This window comes from Clostridium sp. AM29-11AC (assembly GCF_003480545.1).
Taxonomy (GTDB): domain Bacteria; phylum Bacillota; class Clostridia; order Lachnospirales; family Lachnospiraceae; genus Otoolea; species Otoolea saccharolyticum_A.
Genome location: NZ_QUJI01000007.1, coordinates 89,952 through 109,800 on the forward strand (window position 1 = coordinate 89,952; position 19,849 = coordinate 109,800).

Here is a 19,849-nt window from a genome sequence, read left to right on the forward strand (position 1 = left end):
GCTGTCTTTTCAGTCCTGCATTCCGGTCATCCGACCTTGCTGCTGTCCCATCTGTCTTTTCCCCAGCACAGTGTCGAGAAGCTCTGCCAGGGGCTCCATGGCATTCAGGGCCTCCTCATAGGTGTTCGTCTGGGCTCCCACCTCGATGAGGGCGCTTCTCGGGCGGACGTGAAGGTTGTAGCGCAGCCCCTTCAGATAAATATTTCTCGTATAGCCGGGATAGAAGGCCTCCGCGCAGAGCTTCAGCTGGAAGCTGAAGGCCAGGTTATCTTCCCTGTTGGGATTTTCCAGATAGGAGATTGGGCCGTCCGGCGTCTGGCTGGTTCCATTAAAAAACATCACGGTTGCCGTGGGCTTTCCGTTGATCTCCCGAACCAGATGAGTCCCTTCTGCCACCCCGTCCCTGTGAAGGTCGAGAACTACCTGGATGGAGGGATTTTCTTTCAGGATGCTCTCAATGCCTTCCAGCGCATATGTATATGCCTTGCTCCGGTCAAGCGTTCCCTCCCTCAGATCATAGACAGAGGTATCGTGGATCACCTGATAGCCCTTCTTTCGGAGAAGTTCTGTCAGATACTCCCCCACCCCCACAATCGTCGCCTCACGGTTTCCCCTGTGGTAATCTGCAAACTCCTCCTGGGAGTGGCTGTGGTAAATGAGAATCTGAGGCTTGGAGCTGTCCTGCTCCAGGGCAAAATCCTTTGAGAGAAAGGTTTCCGCATTGATCATATCGCGTCCGGCTGCGGCAGTGGGATGAACCGTATAGAAATTTTTCATCACATAGTCATAGTCCTCAAGCTGTTCTAAAAGGTAGGTCTTCCCTGCAACGGGCAGCTCTGACCGCTTGAGGAGGAATTCTCCCGCCGTAGTCCCCAGTTCGGCCAGAATGGGCGTTCCGGAGGCAGTCAGATTTTCCGATTCCGTGCTCTCCCCGCCATCCCCTGGCAGAGAACCAGAATTTCCACCGAGAACGGAGCTTGCGGACAGTTTATCCACAAGTTCTCTGTACTCCCCTGCAGCCTTCTGGTTTTCAAGGTAGCGCCTGTAAGCGGGATCGCTCTCCGGCGGCTTATCTATCCCTGGTCCGCTTATCATGCTGTACCAGGGCACCCCTCCCCTGATCATTCCCGCAAGCATGGCATCCATGTCTGAAGCTTTTTCATCCTGCCCCGGAAAACAGGATGCTGGAAACAAGAGCTTCCCACAGGCTGAAAACAGGGTTTCCTCCAGGCGGGAAAGCCCTCTCTCCTGTCCGGGTACGGGCGGCACTGCCGTCTGGGAAAGGCATAAAAAAACAAGCCCGCAGATGCAGGCAGATACAGCTGCAGGGCGGAGAGACTGCCAGATTCCTCTGCTCTCCATCCGTACCGCTGTCTGTCTCAGTTTTCTTTCCCAGCTGCTGCGATGCCGTTTTGCCTGCGCCATTCCCATCCCGCCTTTTCGCCGGATTCTGGCCAGCCCGGCCTTCCGGCAGTATTTTCCCTCCTACATTCTATGCAGAGGGACGGATTATTTTACAGTTCTATGGCAGAGCAGTTTATTTTGCCGGGTATGTCACGCCTCTGCAGATGCCGTGTCATTCTGTCTGTAAAGGGCAGCGTGAATCCCCTCGGACACGGTAAAGCTCAGGCGCCTCACTCTCTCGTCGATGTCCTGGGGCGTGACAAACATGGGACCGAACTGGGGCTCTAAGAGCTCCCGAATCAGCTCATACTGCTCATCCGGTTCCAGGCGCTGCACATAGTCTCCCCATCCTTTTGTCCCCTCGCTTTCAGAGAGGGCCTGTATCATGCTCTCAACCGTATCGTGGACAATGGCAGCGGCCCCCACCACAGTGGGAACTCCGATGGCAATTACGGGAATACCAAGGCTTTCCCTGGTCAGGCTGTGGCGGTGGTTTCCCACACCTGAGCCCGGATGGATCCCTGTATCCGTCAGCTGGATGGTGGCTGTGAGGCGTCTGATGCTCCTGGCGGCCAGCGCGTCCACAGCGATCAGCAGATCCGGCCCCGTCTGGCCCACAATCCCCTTTATGATCTCCGCAGTCTCCATTCCCGTCTGTGCCATAACACCCGGAACGATTCCGCTCAGCACAGGCAGAGCGTTTCGCCGGCAGAACCCGGGATCATACTCCATATTCAGATGGCGCGTCATCTGAAGCTGCTCCACCACTCTGGGGCCCAGAGAGTCCGGCGTCACCTGGAGGTTTCCAAGACCTGCAATGAGAATCCTGGGCTTTGGATTGTCCGGGCAGCATTTCTGGACCAGGGACAGAAGCTGTTCTCCCAGCTCTGCAGACGCTTCCTGGTGGTACGATTCATCCTCTTTTGCCAGCTCCGGCGCTTCCAGCGTCAGGTAAGTTCCAACAGGCTTTCCCATGGCCTTCGCACCGCGCTCATCCAGAATGGCTACCTCTGTCAGGCGGATTCTCCGCTCCCCGTGCTGCCACTCTCTCACTCTCACTCCTCTCAGCTTCCCCGATTCCTCCCCGCGGCTCTCCTGCTCCTCCACAGCCAGATCGGTCCTGGGCTGAAAGCCGGAAATCAGGCTTGCCCTTCTCTGTGCCTCTGTCTTCTGCTTTTCTGTATCTGACATGGTTTTCCTCCTGTTTATTCAATCGTTTCTGATGGTTTTCTGAAACATTTCCCAGCTGATTTTTTCTGCTTCTTCTTTTTAGTTAAATTGTAACCGGTCAGACTGTTTTTTATGTGTCCGGGCATTTCCGGCGCCGGCAGACAGAGCAGGAAGTCACGCGCCGGACTGCTGCAAAAAATCGCATTTCCCCTTATTTTTACTATTGACAGATGCGTCTCTTTCCGATAAAATACAATAGTATGTTTACATTAGACTGTCCGTGTCCAGGCTCTGATGCAAACCAGAGAATATTGATATTTACAAAAATCGATGGAGGTGTACAGATTGGCTAACATTAAATCTGCAAAAAAGAGAATCTTAGTAGCTGAGACAAGAGCTGCAAGAAATAAGGCTATCAGATCCAAGGTTAAAACTGTAGTTAAAAAGGTAGAGGCTGCTGTTGCTGTCGGCGATAAGGCTGCTGCACAGGCTGCTTTATTAGTAGCTACCAGCGAGATCGACAAGGCCTGCACAAAGGGAGTTTACCACAAGAACACAGCTTCCCGCAAGGTTTCCAGATTATCCAAGGCTGTAAACGGCATGGCTTAATCGCAGCGGCTGCGAACTTCATAGAGAATAAACGTCTGAATTAACCCGTTCAGATCAGAAAAACCGCTTCTTCGTGGGTGTGACGAAGAGGCGGTTTTTGTATTGGCCCATATTTTGTTTTTTAGCTATCTCTGCGTCAAAGCCGCAATCCGCTCCACTTCCGGCGGCCCTCTCCAGAGTCTTAATTACTTTATCAATTTAACAGACGCCTTTCACCTCTACCCTCCAGGCCATCACCAGCGTTCCTACTGTGAGCAGAAAAGCCCCCCTGACTTCCACGTAAACTGCTCGTACAGCAGCAAAACCGACCGAATCAAGGTGAGCGCAACGCTCAGCCTATCGATGGGAACCATCCTGGGTACCTGGCCGATTTGAACCGCCCTGTAATAGCAGAGCCAGGGAGCGCCTGCCGCCAGCCCTGATAAAATCAAAAACAGCCAGCTTTTTTGCCGTTCTCCCCTATTCCCTGCTGCCTGCCTGTCAAAAATACAATTCCCCAAGCCAATATAGAGGTCAAAGCGGCAAATACTGCCGAACCGACTGCATAAATCAGCTACATTTCCGTCATCTCCTCATAAAATAGCTGAAAGTTATCTAACCGCTTTTCTTTATTCCATCATGAACTTTTCAACTACGTGGGCCACGCCGTCGTCGTTATTCGAGTAGGTGATAAAATCAGCCGCCTTTCGGACAGGCAGCACTGCATTTTCCATGGCCACTCCCAATCCCGCATACTGAATCATCGTCAAATCATTGTACCCGTCGCCGCAGGCAATCATCTGTTCTCTCGTCATGCCGATGTGGGCTAACAGGCGCTCCAGAGAAGCGGCCTTGTCAATTCCCTTAGGCAGAATTTCCAGAAAAAACGGCTCGGAACGGTAAACGCTGAACCGGCTGCCCAGAGCCACCTTCACTCTCGGCTCCACCATAGCCAGATAATCTCCGTCGTCTAGAAACAGAAATTTAGGAACCGGAAAGTCCAGATAGGACTTCATATCCTCAATCTGGCGGATTTCCATACTGTTAATTTTCTGCTCAATCAGCCCATATGGACATTCCTTATTATTTGTAATAATAGAGTCCTTTTCATAGGTGAGGAAGTCAACTCTCTCGTCTTCCGCCAGCTGAATAATTTTCCGGTTCGCCTCCACCGGAAGCAGGCGTGAAAAAATCACCTCTCCCGTCCTGCAGTCGGTGATCATGCCGCCGTTATAGGAGAGAATGTAGCTTCCGTACCGGTCAAGCTCCAGCTCCTTCGCCAGAGGCATCACTCCCTGGGTGGGCCGCCCGGAAGCCAGCACAATTTTCTTTCCCCTTCTCTGGATTTCCAGCAGCACCTTCTTCGTCTTCGGGGTAATCACCTTGTCCCGATTTGTCAGAGTTCCGTCCAAATCAAGCACAATAATCTCATATTGATTCAATGGAATTTCCTCCGCTGTATTTCATTTTATGTGGAATCGGCACAGCCTCTGCGCATATGTGCCGTCCGAAGTCCTATTATAATAGAAGGCAGGGAAAATGGCAATGGGAGGGGAAAATACTCATGCTTTTCTTCTTCCACTTTTATCTAAAATCTAAACACTAAAGGCCCTTCTGCAATTCTCCTATTACCTGCTCTATCTCCTGAACTTCCTCTTCCAGTTCCTCTGCAATCTGTTCCACTGTTTTCCCCTTTTTCAGCTTTTTTACCACTTGAGAACGCAGATGGCTCTTTAGTCCATCTTCACGTCCATCCTTTAATCCATTTTCACGCCCAACTTTCAAGCCCTCCTCGTACTCCGCCCTGCGGATCAGCTTCAGCTCCCGTTCCTCGTCATACTCAAAAATACTCATCTCGATGGCCTCCCCTCGGTTTTTTCTAAGAAAGTTAGATAATACTCCCTCACGGATACATTCATCCACCGCCCGCTCTGCCGCTGCGTCTAACTCCATCGTTTTTGTGTAAAGGCGGATTCGTTCTACAAAAATCATATATTCCTTAAGCGTCCGGCACAGCTCCAGCAGCTCCTTATTTTTCCCCTGATTGATATTTAACACTAACACCTTCAGTTCCAGATTGGGCTCTTCTTTCTGGTCTCCCGCATATTCGAAGGAATCTGACAGCTTTAATATGCTGCGCTCCTCCCTCTCCTCTGTCCATTATAAAATACCAAAAAATGAGGAGCTGGAAGCCGCAACTGTTTAGATGAATACAAGGTTTCATCCTTCACCAGCCCCTGGTACGTCCTGGATACATAAAATAAATCACGCAGCGGCATGTTGGGATTCCAGGTAGACTGGTGCTCATAGAGGCTCAGCCTAGCATCCAGCAAAAAGGCCACGTCGTTTTTCATGTTCATATACACGGCGTTCTCCAGCGTCACTACGGTCAGAGCCTCCGAATCCGTATAAGACGTACGGTTCACCGCATTGTACAAGCTCAGCAGGTTTTCCCTGTCCTGAAACAGCCTGCGAAAAATCGTATCCTTGTAATCTCTTCTGGCTGGCAGCGTGGAGCCAGATGCAGAGGGTGCAGATTCAGATACAAATCTTGTTCCGTTTCTTTCCTTATTCATTTGTCCTCCTTCGCAGGAGAACGAAAATCTCCTGCTTTTTCATTGATTTGTGGAAAAGCATAGATTTTCTGAAATGATAATTAGAATCCTAGACGGCCCTGAACCGGCCTGTAATAAGAAATATATGCTTTGAGATAAGTATATCATGTGGGGAGAGGGAAGGCAAGTGGGACGCCTCCCCTATACATTTATACCAAAAATGAAATTTTAAATTCCGCCTCTACACTGGAATTCACTTTTTCAATTTAGGTACATTTTTCACTTATTTCTAAAATTTTCTTAGTTTTCTTTTAATGTTTTTATAGAAACCAACAAAATAATCAGGCTTTTTTGCCCTTATAACTTCGAAATCACTGTTAAAATTCCAAAATCTCCATAAAATCATCCTTCGTCAGAGCAGACGCCGCCGCGCCTTCTCCGTCTAAGATCTGGCTGGACAGCTTCTGTTTCTCCTGCTGGAGCTTAATAATTTTTTCCTCGATTGTATTCTGTGCAATCAGCTTAAATACTGTTACCTGCTTCTCCTGGCCAATCCGGTGAGCCCGGTCTGTAGCCTGGTTCTGAGCCGCAAGATTCCACCAGGGATCGAAATGGATAACGATACTGGCAACCGTCAGGTTCAGCCCCGTCCCTCCTGCTTTTAAAGAGATCAGAAATACCGGCACGTCTCCTGAATTAAACTGTTCTGTCATCCGCATTCTGTTTTCCTTGGAGGTCTGGCCCGTCAGCTCATAGTAGGGTATTTTTTCCTGCAGCAGACGTTTCTCCAAAATGGGAAATACGCTTGTAAACTGGGAAAACAGCAGGATTTTATGATTTCCGGACATTGCCTGGTGAATCAGCTCCATGCAGGTCTCCACCTTGCAGGAGGTCTCGCTGTAATTTTCATACAGCATCTCAGGGGCACAGCAGATCTGGCGCAGCCTGGTCAGCTCTGCCAGTATCTGAAGCTTCCCCTTTTGAAGCTCCTCGTCGCTCTGTTTTTCCAGGCTTTCCATAAGCCGGACTGCGTGGGCCTCATAGAGCTTTCTCTGTTCTTCTCCCATTCTGGCGTACACTATCTGCTCCATTTTGTCAGGAAGCTCTTTTAAAACCTCTCCTTTTACCCTGCGCAGAATAAAAGGAGAAATCATCTTTTTCAGACGCCCTGCCAGACGCTCATCCTGGTTCTGCACAATCGGGAGCTCATAGCCCTTCCGGAATTTCTCATAAGTTCCCAGAATTCCCGGCATGAGAAAGTCGAAAATACTCCACAGCTCGCTGAGCCTGTTCTCGATAGGCGTGCCTGTCAGGGCAAACCGCACCTCTGCATGAATCTTTTTTACCGCTTTCGCCGCCTGAGTACCGTGATTCTTAATGTTCTGCGCCTCGTCAATGATTTCTGTGTCAAACTGGTAATCCCTATACAGAGAAACGTCCCTTTTTGCCATATCGTAGGACGTAATCCAGACATCGGCGTCCTGTCTGTCCCTTATCAATTCCTCCCGCTGCTGTACATTTCCCACAATGAGCAACGTTTTCAGTTCCGGCGCAAACCGCTCTATTTCCCTCTCCCAGTTGTAGACCAGAGAGGCGGGGCAGATAATCAGATGTGGAAACTGCGCCTTTCCCTCCTGTTTCCGGTACAGCAGATACGCGATTGTCTGCAGCGTTTTTCCAAGCCCCATATCGTCTGCCAGAATCCCGCCAAACCCCAGATCTGCCAGCGTGTTCAGCCACTAGAAGCCAAATTTCTGATATTCCCTCAGGACTCCTCTCAGATTCTCAGGTTCCTGATAATCGCTGTCCTCCACATTTTTCATATCCCGTATCAGCGCTTTATAGTCGGAGCTGCGCTCTGCCTGAAGCTGTCCGTCCTTCTGGCGGAGCATCTGATCTACGTAACAGGCCCTGAACTTGGGGACATTCAGCGTCCCTCCCTCAAAGTCCTTCCCCGATACTCCCAATCCGTCTAACAGTTCTGCTGCCGTGGACAGAGAATTTTCTTCCAGGCCAATATAGCTTCCGCTTTTCAGAAGATGGTATTTTTTCTTTTTCCGGTAGCTTTCCAGTATGCCTGCCAGTTCCTCCGGCGGAAATTCTCTGCTCTGTACCGACAGCTCCAAAAGGCCGCTTTTAATTGACACTCCCACCTGTATTCTGGGATTTTTCAGCAGTTTCCGGCCTTTTATTCTGTCTGTGGCATAGACCGTTCCCTCTGCCTCAAACTGACTGATTCCTGTATTCAGCAGATGATACATCCTGTCATGGTCGCCTGATTCAAAGTACAGCAGCTCCTCTCTGATATCTTCCAGTGAAAAATAAGAGCGGATCATGTTCTGCACCCGTATCTCCTTTGTGCGATCCCGGTATTCGCCGGAAAAATCCGCCGGTTCCAGCAGGTTATAAGCCGTATCTCCGTACGTTCCCATGGTTTTCAGGGTGACGCGCCCATTTTCCTCATCCAGATAAAAGGAAATCTCCGCATCCTTTGGCTGAAACTCTCCCAAATCCAGGTTCCCCTTATCTGAAATTCCCAGTCTGTCCAGTTCAGGCAGCACTGCTCCGCAGAACGCGGGCATATCTTGCCTGGCGATATGGTACGATGTCTCCTTTTTTTCATCTGCAAGCTTCAGAAATTCCCCCGCTCCGGCATAAAAATTATCGGAGCACTGGTAAACATTCTGCTGAAGCTTTACATAGCGCCTGTCCTTTCCCCTGATTAACTGCAGCGGAGGAATTTTTATCTGGAATCCTTTCTCTCCCTCTGGGCACAGCCTGCACCTGACTGGCGGATCCTGTTTCAGGAAATACAATTTCCCTTTATGTCCGGTAAGAGAGGCGTATTCCATAGACCGTTCCTGATTAATCTCAAAAAAACGATCCCACAGCTCTGGAGTGAGGGCCATTTCTTTCCCCAGATTCTCGTAGCGGGCTCTGGCTGCCTTCTCTGCCTGCTCCATCAGTTCTATGTATTTCCAGGCCGTCTCTGTAAAGACGTTTTTACTGTGGACAAATGCCAGCTGTTTTCCGTAGGAATGCATTTCTTCCCTGTAGACATGCCCCAGGAAATCGCTGATATTTTTTAGAACGTACTGTTTTCCGTCTTCCGGGCCGATTTTAAAGGTAAGCATAAAATTTCTTTCATTTCCGTAATAATATCTGGAAATCTCCTGCAGCTCCGGTATAATTTCAATCCTTCCGCAGGCAGTCAGCTCCTTCATCCGTCTGCGCAGAGAAAAGGCCGCTACAATATCCATCAGCTCCGTATCTGTGCGGTCCTCCCTGAATTCCAGCGGACTATCCTCAAACACCTCTTCTCCTTGCGCGTCTTCCCCGGAGTACAGATATTCCAGCGCCAGAGCCACGCAGTGCTTGCACATTCCAGGATAAGTCTCAAATGCAGGGCAGGTGCAGGAGTATCCTTCGATTTCCTCATTTTCATCCAGTGCGATACTGACATCGTACTCATTGCCATAGCTCCCCTCTACTGTACCACTTACGCAGCAGGAGCCGTCTTTCTCGCCGCCTTCTGTATCTATATACAGCACGCTTCCGTTTTCATACAGCTTAAATCCCTTTATGTAGGTAATTCCTTTGTCAGTCTGTTCTCTGATATCCCTCTCTGTAAGCATATCGCCTCCTAAATGAACTGCTGCCTGCCGCCTTCTAATACTTCCGCATAATCATCAGCTCTACCGCCATCCGATCCCCCAGGCGGCCTGTTTTCACGGCTTCCTCCGCCTCCACGCAGGCTTCCACACAGCCTGCAATCTGCTCCCTCGTAAAGCTTCTGGCCTGGGGCATCAGCTTTCCGGCCACAAAGGGCGGGACCTTGAGCTTTGAGGCTATGGCAGCCCTGTCTGCCCCGCTGTCCAGCAGCTCCTTTGTCAGAAAAAGCTGGTTAAACTGCCTTGCAATGAGAAACAGAATCCTCATCGGCGGTTCCTTTAAAGTCAGCAGATCCTCGTAAAGGTCCATCGCCGCCCTTGTCTTTCCCGTCACAATGGCATTTACCATCTCAAAAATTTTATTGCTCACCTGCACTGTGGTGACAGCCTCCACATCCTCCGCTGTCACCACCTCCCGCCCCATGGTGTAGGAGATGAGCTTTTCCAGCTCTGAGCTGATAGTCTCCATATCGTCCCCTGTTTTCTCCAGGAACAGTTCCATGGTGGCTGCCGTGATCTTTCTGCCGTTCCTCGCCAGAATCCCGGCCGCCCAGCGGGCCAGCTGGGATGCGTCCTGCTTTTTAAGCTCCGCCGCATAGCCCAGCTCCTTCACCTTCTTATAAAGCCTGTTTCTCTTATCCACCGCAGATTCCACAAAAACCATACAGGTGGTATCCGGAATGTCGGCCATCGCCTCCACCAGCTCGTCAGAAGCCGCCTTAAAAAATCCGCTGTCCTCCACCAGAATCAGACGTCTCTCGCTGAAAAAGGGCATGGTATTGGCAAGGCTGATGAGTTCTCTCACATCCATCCCCTTGCCCTCAAAGTAATTGTAATTCATGGTATCGTCCCCTGCGATGGCTTCCCGCAGACGCTTCTTATAGCTCTGCTTTAAGAACTCCTCCTCGCCAAACAGCAGGTAAAACCGTTTGAACTCTCTCGTTTTAATATCCTGATTTAATGTCTGCATCGATTGCTCCCTGTCTGCCGCATCCGTCCGGATCTGTCTGAACAGCCTGGCAGCCCTCCTCTGTCCGGCGGACCTGTATTTTACAAAGGAACCTGCGCAGGCTTTCCCCGCCTCCGATACAATAGTCTCTCTCCGGCAGGGAAAGCCCGGAGATCCCTTATCAATACAGGTATTATACCCTCGCTGCACCAAATCGGCAAGAATGAATGCAGGGCTTTTTATCTGTCCAAAGCACTGCCTTCCATTCTCAGGGCATTCTTTCACCTGCCCTTGCATTTTTTTCTGCTGTTCTATAAACTATTGAGTGAGCGGCTCAGCTCGAACAGAACGTATTGATCCAGAGCGTATTGATACAGAACATATTATCCAGAAAGAAAGGATACAGCCATGATTTTATATTTTTCAGGAACCGGAAACAGCCAGTACGCCGCAGAGCGGCTCGGGCAGGCCATCAAGGAGCCTGCAGTCGATCTGTTTGAAAAAATAAGAAACAGGGACTATTCTGCCCTCTCCTCAGACTCCCCCTGGATCGTTGTTTCCCCAATCTATGCGTGGAGGATTCCGCGGCTTGTGCAAAACTGGCTGAAACAGACAGAGCTTCGCGGATGCTCTGATATTTATTTTGCAGTCACCTGCGGCTCAGAGATCGGCAATGCCGGCCATTATCTGAGACGCCTGTGCGCCTCAAAAGGCCTGAGATACAGGGGAATATTTCCCATCGTCATGCCTGACAATTATCTCGTCCTGTTTCCCTCTCCTTCCCCTGAGGAGGCGATAGAGATCATCCGCCGGGCTGCACCCTCCATTGACGAGGCTGCATCATATATCCGCCGGAATGTCCCCTTTCCCGAGCCGGCCATTTCCCTGAAAGATAAGTTTATCAGCGGAATCGTAAACTCTCTCTTTTATACCTTCTTTGTCCGCTCAAAAAAATTCCGTGTATCCTCATCCTGCATATCCTGCGGCCGGTGCGCAAAGCTCTGTCCTCTCGGAAATATCCGGATGAAGGAGGGGCGGCCGGTGTGGGGGGACGACTGTACTCACTGTATGGCATGTATCTGCCGCTGCCCTGTAAACGCCATAGAATATGGTTCCAGGACAGAGGGAAAGACGCGGTACCGCTTTCCCAAACAGCCTGAACAATAGAGTTTTACGAAAGGCTCTGCCTCGGTCTGACAAAGCCCTCCACCTGAACTTTCTCCCCGTCAGTCCGCACGGTTACCATGCCCTGCTCTGCAGTCGGCCATATGGAAATCCCTCTCTTGCTCATCCTCTCTAGTACCTCCTTATGGGGATGTCCGTAGGAGTTTCCCTTCCCGTAGGACAGGACTGCCAGGGCAGGCTTCACGGTATCGAGAAACAGCCCGCAGCTGGAAGCAGAGGAGCCGTGATGGCCTGCCTTCAGCACCTGTACCTGCTTTCCCTGCTCCCATTTTTCAGAAATCTCCTCCTCTGCCTCAGCCTCCGCATCTCCCATAAGGAGCATGGAAAAGCTGCCGTACTCTGCAAGGAGAACCTCAGAGTGTCCGTTTCTGTCGGCGCTCACCGTGTCCTTGCGGGGATACAGACAGGTAATCTTAAGTTTTCCCGCCTGGAATTTATTTCCGGCGCAGATGTATTCTGTCCTGGTACCCCGCCGCTTTGCCGCCTCCTCCAGCTCTTCATAGATTGGATCTCCCCTTCCGGCTGCCGGGAGAAACAGCTGGTCGATTTCAATCCCCGTATCGTTTTCCAGAAGCCAGGAGAGCCCGCTTATGTGATCCTGATCTCCATGGCTCACAAACGCCATGCCGATCCGGCTGATTCCCCGGCTCTTCAGAACCGGTTCCAGCCTCTTCTCTCCCAGGCCGCGAATCTGAGTGCTTCCCCCGTCCACCAGAATCACCGTCTTTTCTGACTGAATCAGAATTCCATCTCCCTGTCCCACATCTATGAAATCTACCCTGCAGGTTTCCGGCTGTCTGCAGACCAGAAAACCGATCAGTGACAAGATAGCTGCCGCCGTTTTCAAAAGCTCTGCCCGGTCCCTCCAGGGCCTTCCAGTCCTGTTTTTCTGCCTGTTCTCCTCTCCCTTGGCAGGTCTTTCTTCCTTCTGCGGCTCTTCCTCCATCTGCTCATCTGCTCTCCTCCCCCTCTCGGCCGTGCGCCAGAGCAGTACGGAAAGCATCAGATAATAGGCCGCCAGCTTCCAGAGTGCCGGCCTTCCCAGTATCAGCGAGTAAATGGGAAGTTTTCCCACCGCCCGGCACAGCCATTCATAGAAAGCTAAGATATAATGGCAGGTTCCCATACTCCCTGCCGCAAGCAGACCGAACAGCCCCTCAAAAACTGCAGAAAAGGAACATGCAGAGAAGAGTTCAGCCATAAGCCCCAGGAAAAGTCCGGCAAGCCCGGCCCCCACCACATAGGTCATAAGGGGGATCACAATAAAATTCAAAAGGATCCCATAGACAGGATATTCGAAGAAATGCCAGAGAACAAGGGGCCCCGTCACAAGCTGGATGGCGGCGCTCACAGCAAGGGCCCTTGTCCAGCCTCTCCTGCACCGGAAGCTGTCTGTCAGCTCTTTTCCTGCCCAGCCGATGGCAAACACAGCCCCGAAGGAGAGCTGAAAGGCTGCTGTGGCAATCACATAGGGAGACTGCAGTGCCAGAATAATGGCCGCCAAAGCCATGGCCGACAGCAGATCATAGGTCTTCCCCAGCCAGGCTGCCAGAAAGGAGCATCCCAGCATCAGGCAGGCCCTGAACACCGAGGGGCCAAATCCGGTCATGATCCCGTAACAGAAGAGAAGCCCCCCGGCCCACAGCCCTGCCTGTCCAAAGCCCATCCCCCACCTTCTCAAAGCCCGGTAAAATCCCATCCCAATCAGGGAAACATGAAGTCCGCTGACTGCAAGCAGGTGGGCGATACCGTTTTTCTGATAGAGGTCAGAGATTTCCTCGTCCATGCCTGTCTTATCTCCCAGCACAACGGCAGACAGAAGCCCTGCATCACGCTGGCTGCAAAAGCGCTCAAAAACTGCCCTGCCCCTCTCTTTAAACAGATAAGCTCCCGCCTTCAGAGGACTTGGCTCCCCGTCCGCCGCCACTGCCCTCTCTGCACTCATCCGACAGCAAATATTCTTTGACTGATAGTACAGGCGGTAATCAAATTCTCCCTCATTTCTGGCAGGCTCAAAGCTTTCCAGCTCCCCCTCACAGAAAAGTTTCATTCCGGGAAGCAGTCTTCTCTCCCTTTTCTCTGTCCATCCCTCTTCCCATGAAAGCTCTCCCGGCAGGTAGACAATCAGCCGGTCCAGTCTGTAGCTTCTCTCCTCCCTCTCTCCCCTTCCGACTTCTGCCAGGACATCCACAAGCTCCGCAGAACAGCTGCCGTTTTTTTCCTGAATCCTGTCCACTGTTCCTGAAACTGTAGCTTCCAGAGCCGAGAATCCCGGACTTCCTTCCTTCTTTACGATCTCCTCCTTCCCGGACGCAGCAGCCATCCTCAGAAAGCCAACCGCCACAGCAAAAGCCAGAATGGCTGCCCTTCTCCTGTCTTTCTTCTCCCCTCTCTTTCTGTCCCCCAAGAACAAAGAATCCTGCCTCCCATGATTCTCCGCCTGCGGCGGGGCTGCAAAGCAGCCGTATTCCTTCCCGCCGGCAGCCGGTCTGCCGTCCCGGAAAAGGGCGCAGTAAAGAAAGGCTGCGGCCAGACATGCCGCAAGTCCCTTTCCTGCAATCTCCATCGCCGCTCCCTGTAAAGCCAGATAAGCCCATGCCTCTCCAAGTACAATGGCTGCTGCTGTCCAAAGTAGCGGTCTTTTTATTTTCTATTCCTCCTTTTTATCAGTGGGTTCCCCTCACTGCCTCTGAATATACGACTCATCTCTCTCAAACGGCTCGTTCAGCGAAACCACATCCCGGAACATGACGTTCTGAGAGCCATCCACGATAATCTGAACCCTGCTGACAGTCTGAAGCTCTGTCAGGGAGTTGACAATGGCATAGATCGGCAGTTTCTCCGAGGTTTTCAGGGTTCCCGTCAAAAAGCTGCTGTCAAAATTAACATAGCAGATATTCTCCGACACAGACACATTTAAAACCTTGGTGTCCTTCGGAAGCACAGAATTTTTGTCGTCATCCATGGGGCCCTCTATCAGCTGTTCCACAATGAGACGTTCCAGAGATGTGGTTGCGCTGTGAACCACCTCCCTGGTTTCCGGCACCAGAGCCGTGCCGTCTTCATTGGCAAAATAGAGTGTAAGCTCCTCCTTCTCGTAGGAATTGATATTGGAGACTCCCTCTATAAAATCACTTTTTCCCATAACCCCCACCGGATTTCCGTAGCTGTCCAGTCTCGGCTGTCCCGCACAGTTAACGCTGATAAACTCGATTCCCTCAGCCTGGGTCAAAGTTTTCGTAAAGGCGGCCCTGCAGAGGATCTCCCTCACCGGATCCATGGAATCGTAATCCTTGCTGAAATTCAGGTACAGGATATTGTCGCTTTTCGTAATGTCCAGAAGCTGTACCCGGTCAGGCAGAACCGGCTGGTACTCTGTATCGGCCGGCGCTGCCAGAAGCTGTCCTGCCAGCTCTCCCACCAGCTGCTCCAGTTCTGTGGTTTCTGTCCTGTATTCACAGGCATTCAGGCCAAGACCGGAGGAATCCAGGTAATAGATCTGGTATACTCCTTCCTCCTTTCCCTTTGCCTCCTCCTTCTCCCGCTCCTTCCCGCAGCCCACAGACAGAACAGCTACAAGAAGAAGGACTGCAGCCAAAAGCCGTCTTGTCTTTCCTTTCTTCATCTGACGCCTTCCTTTCTATGGAATGTAGTTGAGAGGAATGCGGACCGTGAATGTGGTTCCCTCCCCTTCTTTGCTCTGCAGTTTGATCGCTCCCTGGTGCATGAGGATAATGCTTTTTGTGATGGCAAGTCCAAGGCCTGTCCCTCCCGTTTCTCTGGATCGGGCCTTGTCCACCCGGTAGAACCGCTCAAACACATGCTCCTGATCCTCCTGAGAGATGCCGATTCCATTGTCGGAAACCTTCACGTAGAAAAATTTGTGATCTGCATCCAGGGTCACGTGAACCCAGCCTTCCTCGTGATTGTACTTCACTGCGTTTTCCACCAGGTTGCTGAGGGCCAGAGACAGTTTCACCTCGTCCACATCGGCCGAAACCTCACGGATGCTTTCAAGCACCAGCTCAATATTCCGCTTTTTGGCAATAGGCCTGAGCCGTTTCAGAATCTGCTCCAGAAGCCCGTTGATATTGATCTGCTCCACGTTCAGCTCTGCGTTTGACTTATCTGCCTTCACCAGAGTCAGGAGATCGTCGATAATCTTGCTCTCCCTGTCAATCTCGTCAGAGATGTCAGAGAGAAATTCCCGGTAAAGCTCTTCAGGCACATCCTCCATCCCCATCAGCGAATCCGCCAGCACCCGGATGGATGTGATAGGAGTTTTCAGCTCATGGGACACATTGGAAACAAACTCCTGTCTGGACTGATCCACCGCCTTCAGTTTTCTGAGGGTCTGGCTGACCGCTTCCGAGATCTCCTTGGTTTCCCTGTAGGTGTCCACTCTGATATCCTGCTCCAGATCTCCCTCTGCCACAGCCCCCAGCACCTTTTTCAGCCTGATAAACGGCTTCAGCAGCAGTCCGGCAGCCAGAAGTCCAAACACAGCCACCACCCAGAAAACCACAAGCTGGAAAAAGGTTATCTTTTCTGTCACCCGGGCTTCCAGCAGATCGATATTTTCTGTTGAAGCCGTCAGCAGGAGAACACCTTCAGCGCTCTCGTTTTCGTCTTTCCCCGGTATCGGGAAAGCCAGAGAAAAATAATCCTTCTTTCTGTTGTAACTGCTCTGCTCCTCCCCTGAGTAGGCTTTCAGCACCTCCTGGGAAATGTTGAGCTTTCCCTCCGCCAGATTAAAAGTATCAGCAATAATCTTAAAATCCCTGTCGACGATGACAATTCTTCCGTTAAACATCTCTGCCGTCACAGACAGCTCTGTGTCGATAATCGGATTCTTGGCTGTATTGCCCACATAGTCAGAGCTTACCAGACGGTTGATCAGAATCAGGCATTTGTTCTGAGCGTTGATCATCTGATCTTCCACAAGACTCTGGCGCATACTCCCCGCCAGCATTCTCGACTGGAGCATGAGAGGCAGAATGCTGAGAGCCAGAATGCAGACTGCCAGAGGAATCCTCATACTGACGGCATGGAACGGCCATCTCCTTTTCCCTGTCTTAAAAGTGCCTCCTCCCATCTATTCCTCCAGCCTCCTGGTTGCTGCAATGGCAAGCGCCCCCGGCCCTATGTGGCAGGCGACACTGAGGGACAGGTGATCCACATAGATATCCGCCTTAGGAAACAGCTCCTTCAGCTCGCCGCTCAGAGCCAGGGCTGCCTCGTCATTCTGCGTATGGGCAATTTCCAGATGTGTATTCTGGCACAGCTCATCTCCCAGCCTCTCCTTTAAATCCTTCTGAATGGCGGAAATCATAATGCTTTTGGCCTGCTTCATCGTCCTGGCCTTGGAAAATGCATCCAGCTTCTTTCCCAGGATAATGAGCACAGGCTTGATTTTCAGAAGCGTTCCCAGAGCGGCGGCCGTTGACGTAATACGCCCTCCCTTTTTCAGGTATTTGAGCGTATCCACCGTGACATAAATAACCGAATCTTTCTGGGTCTCCTCCAGTCTTCTCTTAATCTCTGCCCCGTCCTTTCCGGCTCTGGCAAGCTCGATCGCATCCAGCACAGACTGTCTCTGCGTTACGGAAATCCTGTGGTTGTCAACCACATGCACCTTCCCGCCGTAGTCCTCAGCCAGCATCATCGCAGTCTGGCAGGCCCCCGAAAGCCCGCTGGACATGGGAATATGCACAATCTCATCCCAGTTTTTCAAAACCTCATCCCAGAGCTTCGTCACGTCTTCCGGAGATGGCTGCGAGGTGCTTATATCAGCCCCTGCATTCATTTTTTCATAAAACTCCTGCTGTGTCAGATCGATATCCTCAAAGTAGGTTTTCCCATCAATCATAAAAGGCATGGGCAGCACGTGGATTCCCAGCCGTTCTGCCTGTCTCTGGGTAATTCCGCTGTTGCTGTCTGTCACAATCGCTGTTCTCATCTTTCATCCTCCTGTCGGCAGCCCCGTTTTTTCCAAAACCCTGATTTCTGTCCCTCTGCTCCTGTCCCGTCTGGCTGCGTTTAAATCTATTCTATCGTATTATTCTGTCAAATGGAAGCACTGCAGGGAAAACTTTTTTTCTGCAGAACCTTCCTGCTGTATGGCAAAAAGCTGATGGCTTTCTGCAGCAGTGTAACCGCAGAAGCCACCAGCTTCTTTACTTCCTCCTCGGCGGATAAATTGAACTGGCTATCCTCATTATGGAAAAAGTCCCTCGCCTTGCGGCGAAGGACTATACTTTCAACCCGACCATTTATATACCACATATCGGTCAGTGGTAAACTTTCTTTGTACCTACATTCTAGCAAGTGCAAAGAGGAAAGTCAATAGAACTTCCCATTAAAATTTTATGCAGATAACCGCTAATTATTCCTGTTACGCAGTAAAAGCTGGATTTAAGCGATATAGGTACAAAATATCGCCCACGCCATTTTGGCACTCTTAAACCCTCATAAAATAAGCGTTCCAAATGCTCTAAAGCGTAACATTACGCTACAGTCATTCCATTTTGCTTCACACCTTTTTTTTAAAATCCGCTCATGTAGCCAGTTTACTTCAAAAAACTGCTAAGCAGAACAATATTATATTAAAACTACGCAAAAAGAAATAGAACAGGTATCATGATACCCGTTAAAAATCCGGTATTCACCAAAGAAGCAGAGCCAACAGGCATAAAGAAACCTCGGAAACCCTTGTAAAATGGGCATCCGAGGTTTTCTGTCCGTTATTCAAACTCTTTTGTTTACTTTTTGATCAGGAGGGATTTCCCAGTCATCTCTTTCGGCTGCTCCATTCCCATAAGCTCAATCAGAGTCGGAGCAATGTCTGCCAGGCAGCCGCCCTCTCTCAGCCCATAGGACGCGTCTGCATTTACCAGAAGGAAGGGAACAGGATTCGTCGTGTGGGCAGTCCACGGTTTTCCTGTCTCCGGATCCACCATCACCTCAGCGTTTCCGTGGTCGGCGCAGATAAACAGAACGCCTCCCATCTCCTTTACCGCATCCACCGTCTTTCCGACACACTCGTCCACTGCCTCAATAGCCCGGATGGCAGCGTCCTCCACGCCTGTGTGGCCGACCATATCGGGATTTGCGAAGTTTACAATCACAACGTCGTACTTTCCGGATTTGATAGCCTCCACCAGTTTCTCACATACGATCGGCGCGCTCATCTCCGGTTTTAAGTCGTAAGTCGGAACCTCCTTGGGAGACGGAACCAGAATCCTATCCTCGCCCTCATTGGGCTCCTCAACGCCGCCGTTGAAGAAGAAGGTAACATGGGCGTATTTCTCCGTCTCGGCGATTCTTGCCTGTGTCTTCCCATGGGAGGCCAGGAACTCTCCGAACGTATTGGTAATAACCTCCTTCTTGAAGGCTACCAGCTTATTTCCAATCGTCTCATCGTAATCTGTAAAGCATACAAATACCAGATCCAGGCGTTTTTCCCGAGCAAAGCCTGTAAATTCATCGTCACAGAATGCCCTGGTAATCTGTCTTGCGCGGTCTGGACGGAAATTGTAGAAGATAACAGAATCCTTGTCCTGAATCAGTCCCACCGGGCTTCCGTTCTCTGTGATCACAGTGGGAATCACAAATTCGTCAAACTTCTCGCTGTCGTAGGAGGCCTGGATCGCCTCCTCTGCGCTCTCCGCTTTGTTTCCCTCTCCCTTTGTCATGGCATCGTAGGCCAGTTTATTTCTGTCCCAGTTTTTATCACGGTCCATAGCATAGTAGCGTCCCATTACAGAGGCTACCTTTCCGACGCCAAGCTCCTTCATCTTCTCCTCAAGCTCTGCCACAAAGCTCTTTCCCGATGCAGGCGGCGTGTCACGGCCGTCTAAGAAGCAGTGCACAAATACCTTTTTAAGCCCGTTTCTCTTAGCCAGCTCTAAAAGTCCGTAGATATGTCCGTTATGGCTGTGAACGCCTCCGTCTGACACAAGGCCGAACAGGTGGAGGGCAGAATCATTCTTCCTGCAGTTTTCAACTGCCTGCAGGAACTCCGGGATCTCAAAGAAATCTCCGTCCTGGATGGACTTTGTGATTCTTGTGAGCTCCTGATAGACAATGCGTCCCGCTCCCATATTCAGATGGCCAACCTCGGAGTTTCCCATCTGTCCGTCCGGAAGTCCCACTGCCATTCCGCTGGCATATCCCTTCACAAACGGGCACTGGCTCTCTAACTGATCCATTACAGGTGTCCTGGCCTCGCATACTGCGTTGTGCTCGCAGCTCTCATTTAATCCATAACCGTCGAGAATCATTAATACCGTTGGTTTTCTGCTCATAATTATTCTCCTTTAATATCC

General features: G+C 50.9%; 15 protein-coding genes and 1 pseudogene. 2 read left to right on the forward strand and 14 right to left on the reverse strand.

All coding sequences use genetic code 11. The features are described 5' to 3' along the window. Positions 1–9: 9 nt before the first annotated feature. Positions 10–1,425 carry a stage II sporulation protein P gene (locus DW757_RS07520; protein ID WP_243033498.1) on the reverse strand — a complete coding sequence of 472 codons (1,416 nt, stop codon included), beginning with the start codon at positions 1,423–1,425 and terminating at the stop codon, positions 10–12. A gap of 129 nt (positions 1,426–1,554) precedes the next feature. Then, positions 1,555–2,595, reverse strand: a complete 1,041-nt coding sequence (gpr, locus tag DW757_RS07525) for a GPR endopeptidase (protein WP_008395856.1) — start codon at positions 2,593–2,595, stop codon at positions 1,555–1,557. A gap of 324 nt (positions 2,596–2,919) precedes the next feature. On the opposite strand from gpr, the gene rpsT reads away from it, so the two are divergent. Then, complete coding sequence (rpsT, locus tag DW757_RS07530) at positions 2,920–3,183, forward strand: 30S ribosomal protein S20 (protein WP_118751402.1); 264 nt, start codon at positions 2,920–2,922, stop codon at positions 3,181–3,183. Positions 3,184–3,381: 198 nt separating this feature from the next. Here rpsT and DW757_RS07535 read toward each other — a convergent pair. From DW757_RS07535 to holA, 7 genes and pseudogenes are all read right to left on the reverse strand, one after another. After that, positions 3,382–3,736: pseudogene (locus tag DW757_RS07535) on the reverse strand (EamA family transporter). Between the two features lie 55 nt (positions 3,737–3,791). Continuing rightward, on the reverse strand, positions 3,792–4,604 hold the full coding sequence (locus DW757_RS07540) for a Cof-type HAD-IIB family hydrolase (RefSeq protein ID WP_008394420.1): 813 nt from the start codon (positions 4,602–4,604) through the stop codon (positions 3,792–3,794). A 160-nt stretch (positions 4,605–4,764) separates the two neighbouring features. Further along, positions 4,765–5,226 carry a hypothetical protein gene (locus DW757_RS18000; protein WP_347559971.1) on the reverse strand — a complete coding sequence of 154 codons (462 nt, stop codon included), beginning with the start codon at positions 5,224–5,226 and terminating at the stop codon, positions 4,765–4,767. Between the two features lie 62 nt (positions 5,227–5,288). Then, positions 5,289–5,738, reverse strand: a complete 450-nt coding sequence (locus tag DW757_RS18005) for a hypothetical protein (RefSeq protein ID WP_347559972.1) — start codon at positions 5,736–5,738, stop codon at positions 5,289–5,291. A 356-nt stretch (positions 5,739–6,094) separates the two neighbouring features. Next, positions 6,095–7,453, reverse strand: coding sequence for a DEAD/DEAH box helicase (locus DW757_RS07550; RefSeq protein WP_347559973.1), 1,359 nt, complete (start codon positions 7,451–7,453; stop codon positions 6,095–6,097). Between the two features lie 3 nt (positions 7,454–7,456). Next, the gene (locus DW757_RS07555) at positions 7,457–9,352 is read right to left on the reverse strand and encodes an SNF2 helicase associated domain-containing protein (RefSeq protein ID WP_118751404.1); all 1,896 of its coding nucleotides are present in this window, start codon (positions 9,350–9,352) and stop codon (positions 7,457–7,459) included. A gap of 34 nt (positions 9,353–9,386) precedes the next feature. After that, the gene (gene holA, locus DW757_RS07560) at positions 9,387–10,358 is read right to left on the reverse strand and encodes a DNA polymerase III subunit delta (protein ID WP_044930406.1); all 972 of its coding nucleotides are present in this window, start codon (positions 10,356–10,358) and stop codon (positions 9,387–9,389) included. 387 nt (positions 10,359–10,745) lie between these two features. Here holA and DW757_RS07565 point away from each other — a divergent pair, with 387 nt between their 5' ends. Further along, complete coding sequence (locus tag DW757_RS07565; protein WP_015574338.1) at positions 10,746–11,504, forward strand: EFR1 family ferrodoxin; 759 nt, start codon at positions 10,746–10,748, stop codon at positions 11,502–11,504. A 4-nt stretch (positions 11,505–11,508) separates the two neighbouring features. Here the strand turns inward: DW757_RS07565 and DW757_RS07570 are convergent, their stop codons facing one another. The 5 genes from DW757_RS07570 to gpmI all read right to left on the reverse strand — a co-directional run bounded on the left by DW757_RS07570 (position 11,509) and on the right by gpmI (position 19,828). Beyond that, positions 11,509–14,088 carry a ComEC/Rec2 family competence protein gene (locus tag DW757_RS07570; RefSeq protein WP_118751405.1) on the reverse strand — a complete coding sequence of 860 codons (2,580 nt, stop codon included), beginning with the start codon at positions 14,086–14,088 and terminating at the stop codon, positions 11,509–11,511. A gap of 114 nt (positions 14,089–14,202) precedes the next feature. After that, entirely contained in the window at positions 14,203–15,147 is a 945-nt protein-coding gene (locus DW757_RS07575) for a GerMN domain-containing protein (RefSeq protein WP_118751406.1), read from the reverse strand. Between the two features lie 15 nt (positions 15,148–15,162). Beyond that, positions 15,163–16,617, reverse strand: a complete 1,455-nt coding sequence (locus DW757_RS07580; protein WP_008398946.1) for a HAMP domain-containing sensor histidine kinase — start codon at positions 16,615–16,617, stop codon at positions 15,163–15,165. Continuing rightward, the gene (locus DW757_RS07585; protein WP_008398947.1) at positions 16,618–17,481 is read right to left on the reverse strand and encodes a DegV family protein; all 864 of its coding nucleotides are present in this window, start codon (positions 17,479–17,481) and stop codon (positions 16,618–16,620) included. An 802-nt stretch (positions 17,482–18,283) separates the two neighbouring features. Next, positions 18,284–19,828, reverse strand: a complete 1,545-nt coding sequence (gene gpmI / locus DW757_RS07595) for a 2,3-bisphosphoglycerate-independent phosphoglycerate mutase (protein ID WP_015574334.1) — start codon at positions 19,826–19,828, stop codon at positions 18,284–18,286. Between the last annotated feature and the right edge of the window lie 21 nt (positions 19,829–19,849).

What these genes read in the sequence shown, in the direction of transcription:
- DW757_RS07565 (WP_015574338.1), top strand. Translation starts at nt 10,746, where the DNA reads ATGATTTTATATTTTTCAGGAACCGGAAACAGCCAGTACGCCGCAGAG.
- DW757_RS07580 (WP_008398946.1), bottom strand. Translation starts at nt 16,617, where the DNA reads ATGGGAGGAGGCACTTTTAAGACAGGGAAAAGGAGATGGCCGTTCCAT.
- gpr (WP_008395856.1), bottom strand. Translation starts at nt 2,595, where the DNA reads ATGTCAGATACAGAAAAGCAGAAGACAGAGGCACAGAGAAGGGCAAGC.
- DW757_RS07575 (WP_118751406.1), bottom strand. Translation starts at nt 15,147, where the DNA reads ATGAAGAAAGGAAAGACAAGACGGCTTTTGGCTGCAGTCCTTCTTCTT.
- gpmI (WP_015574334.1), bottom strand. Translation starts at nt 19,828, where the DNA reads ATGAGCAGAAAACCAACGGTATTAATGATTCTCGACGGTTATGGATTA.
- DW757_RS07520 (WP_243033498.1), bottom strand. Translation starts at nt 1,425, where the DNA reads ATGGCGCAGGCAAAACGGCATCGCAGCAGCTGGGAAAGAAAACTGAGA.
- holA (WP_044930406.1), bottom strand. Translation starts at nt 10,358, where the DNA reads ATGCAGACATTAAATCAGGATATTAAAACGAGAGAGTTCAAACGGTTT.
- DW757_RS07585 (WP_008398947.1), bottom strand. Translation starts at nt 17,481, where the DNA reads ATGAGAACAGCGATTGTGACAGACAGCAACAGCGGAATTACCCAGAGA.
- DW757_RS07555 (WP_118751404.1), bottom strand. Translation starts at nt 9,352, where the DNA reads ATGCTTACAGAGAGGGATATCAGAGAACAGACTGACAAAGGAATTACC.
- DW757_RS07570 (WP_118751405.1), bottom strand. Translation starts at nt 14,088, where the DNA reads ATGGAGATTGCAGGAAAGGGACTTGCGGCATGTCTGGCCGCAGCCTTT.
- DW757_RS18005 (WP_347559972.1), bottom strand. Translation starts at nt 5,738, where the DNA reads ATGAATAAGGAAAGAAACGGAACAAGATTTGTATCTGAATCTGCACCC.